This is a genomic window from Rhizobacter sp. P2_H3, assembly GCF_056403355.1.
Window position 1 is genome coordinate 1 of the sequence record NZ_JBFUFQ010000416.1, and the last position, 2483, is coordinate 2483.

Below are 2483 nucleotides of genomic sequence, written 5' to 3' on the forward strand. Positions count from 1 at the left end.
AACCAGGGCGCCTACACCAGCGAGGTGGTGCGCGCGGGGCTGCTGTCGGTCGACGTCGGCCAGTACGAGGCGGCGAAGGCGCTCGGCATGCCGCGCCTGCTCGCGCTGCGCCGCGTGATCCTGCCGCAGGCGATGCGGGTCATCATCCCGCCGATCGGCAACGAGTTCGTCGGCATGATCAAGCTGACCTCGCTGGCCAGCGTGATCCAGTACGCCGAGATGCTGCACAGCGCGCAGAACATCTACTACGCGAACACGCGGGTGATCGAGCTGCTGATCGTCGCCGGCCTCTGGTACATCGCGGTCGTCACGGTGCTGTCGGTGCTGCAGGCGCGCGTCGAGGCCTTCTACGCACGCGGCGCCGGCCGCAAGGCGGCACGGCAATGAGCGCCGCCCCCACCGCCACCGCCACCGCCACCGCGGCGCTGCCGCCCCTCGTGCGCGCGGTCGACGTGCGCAAGCGCTTCGGCGATTTCGACGCGCTGCACGGCATCACCCTCGACATCGCGCCCGGCGAGGTGCTGTGCGTGGTCGGCCCCTCGGGCTCGGGCAAGAGCACCTTCCTGCGCTGCATCAACCAGCTCGAGACGGTGAGCGGCGGTGCGCTGTGGGTGGCCGGCGAGCTGCTCGGCTTCCGTCGCGCCGGCGACAGGCTGCATGCGTTGTCCGAAGGCGGCATCGCGCGCCAGCGCCTGAAGACCGGCATGGTGTTCCAGCGCTTCAACCTGTTCCCGCACATGACGGCGCTGGAGAACGTCACCGAAGGCCCGGTGCAGGTGCTGCGGCGCCCGCGCGCCGAGGTCGAGGCCGAGGCGCGGGCCCTGCTGGCGCGCGTGGGCCTCGCGAGCAAGTGCGATGCGTTCCCGATCGAGCTGTCGGGCGGCCAGCAGCAGCGCGTCGCGATCGCACGGGCGCTCGCGATGAAGCCGCAGCTGATGCTGTTCGACGAGCCGACCTCGGCGCTCGACCCCGAACTCGTCGGCGAGGTGCTGGGCGTGATGCGCGACCTCGCGCGCAGCGGCATGACGATGGTCGTCGTGACGCACGAGCTCGGCTTCGCGCGCGAGGTCGCGAGCCGCGTGATGTTCATGGACCAGGGCCGCGTGGTCGAGACCGGCACGCCGCAGCAGGTCCTGTCCGAACCGCGGCACGAGCGCACGCGCGAATTCATCTCGGCCGTGCGCGGCTGAGCGCCGCATCCCATCCACCTTCAACGGAGTCGTTCATGTCCTTCCGCCTCGGGGCCTCGGTCCTCTCGCTCTCCCTCTCCCTCGCCATCGCGCTGCCGGCCGCCCAGGCGCAGACGCGCGCGAAGGGCGCGCCGATCACCGCGGCCATCGTCTCGAACTACCCGCCGCTGGAATTCAAGGACCCGGCCACCGCGAAGCTCACCGGCTTCGACGTCGAGTTCGGCGAGGCGCTGGCCGCCAAGCTCGGCACCACGATCAAGTGGGAAGAGACCAGCTTCGACCAGATGCTCGCCTCGCTGGCCACCGGCCGCGTCGACATCATCCTGTCGGGCATGACCGATTTGCCGGCGCGCCGCGATGCGGTGCGCTTCATCGACTACCTGAAGACCGGCCCGCAGTTCTTCGTGCTGAAGGAGCGCGCCGCCGAGTTCGCGGGCATGGCCGCGCTGTGCGGCAGGAAGGTCGGCGCGAGCCGGCGCACCTCGTTCCCGGCCGAGATCGCCAAATGGAGCGACGACAACTGCGTGAAGGCCGGCAAGCCGCCGATCGCGGTCAGCGGCACCGAGGGATCGGCCGACGCCCGCACCCAGCTGCGCCAGGGCCGGCTCGACGCGGCGGTGCAGGGCGGCGAGACGCTGCCGTACATCATGGGCCAGGAGACCGGCACCTACGCGACGCTCGGCAAGCCGATCTCGTTCCAGTACGTGGGCCTCGCGATGCCGCGCAAGAGCGAGGCGCTGGCCGCCGAACTCGGCGAGGCGATGGCCAAGCTGATCGCCGACGGCACCTACGCGAAGATCGCCGCGAAATGGGGGCTGCAGGAGTTCACGGTGCCGAAGCTGATCGTCGACAGCGCGAACTGAGCCGGGCGCGCAGCGATGTCCGACACCGCCGCCATGCAGCTCGGGGCCTTCTGCGCCGCCACGCGCTTCGACGACCTGCCCGCGGCGCTGGTGGCGCGCACGAAGGCGCACCTGCTGGACACGCTCGGTGCGGCACTCGCCGGCAGCGCTGCGGCCGAGGCGCGCAGCGCGGTCGTGATGCTGGCGGGCGACACGGCCGGGGGCAGCGCGCCGGTGTGGGGCACGGGCCAGCGGCTCGGTGCGCGCGATGCGGCCTTCGCGAACGGCATCGCCGCGCATGCGCTGGAGCTCGACGACACCGGCGGCTGCGACCACTCCGGCGCGGTCGTGCTGCCGGCCGCGCTGGCGGCGCTCGGGCTGGTGCGTGCGCAGGCCGGGCACGCGCCGGCCGGGCGCCAAGTCAGCGGGCGCGACCTGTTGACCGCCGTGG

4 protein-coding genes are annotated in these 2483 nt (G+C 72.0%); all 4 read left to right on the forward strand.

Going from position 1 to position 2483, the window contains the following annotated elements; translation table 11 throughout:
• Positions 1–387: amino acid ABC transporter permease (locus AC1D1T_RS31735; protein WP_477993343.1), on the forward strand; the 387-nt coding region annotated here is incomplete at its 5' end.
• A complete protein-coding gene (locus AC1D1T_RS31740) occupies positions 384–1190 on the forward strand; it encodes an amino acid ABC transporter ATP-binding protein (RefSeq protein ID WP_477827325.1) in 807 nt (268 codons plus the stop codon). The genes AC1D1T_RS31735 and AC1D1T_RS31740, both read left to right, overlap by 4 nt.
• A 35-nt stretch (positions 1191–1225) precedes the next feature.
• Entirely contained in the window at positions 1226–2053 is an 828-nt protein-coding gene (locus AC1D1T_RS31745; protein WP_477827326.1) for an ABC transporter substrate-binding protein, read from the forward strand.
• Between the two features lie 15 nt (positions 2054–2068).
• A partial coding sequence (locus AC1D1T_RS31750) for an MmgE/PrpD family protein (RefSeq protein WP_477993344.1) occupies positions 2069–2483 on the forward strand: 415 nt, incomplete at its 3' end.

What these genes read in the sequence shown, in the direction of transcription:
- AC1D1T_RS31740 (WP_477827325.1), top strand. Translation starts at nt 384, where the DNA reads ATGAGCGCCGCCCCCACCGCCACCGCCACCGCCACCGCGGCGCTGCCG.
- AC1D1T_RS31745 (WP_477827326.1), top strand. Translation starts at nt 1,226, where the DNA reads ATGTCCTTCCGCCTCGGGGCCTCGGTCCTCTCGCTCTCCCTCTCCCTC.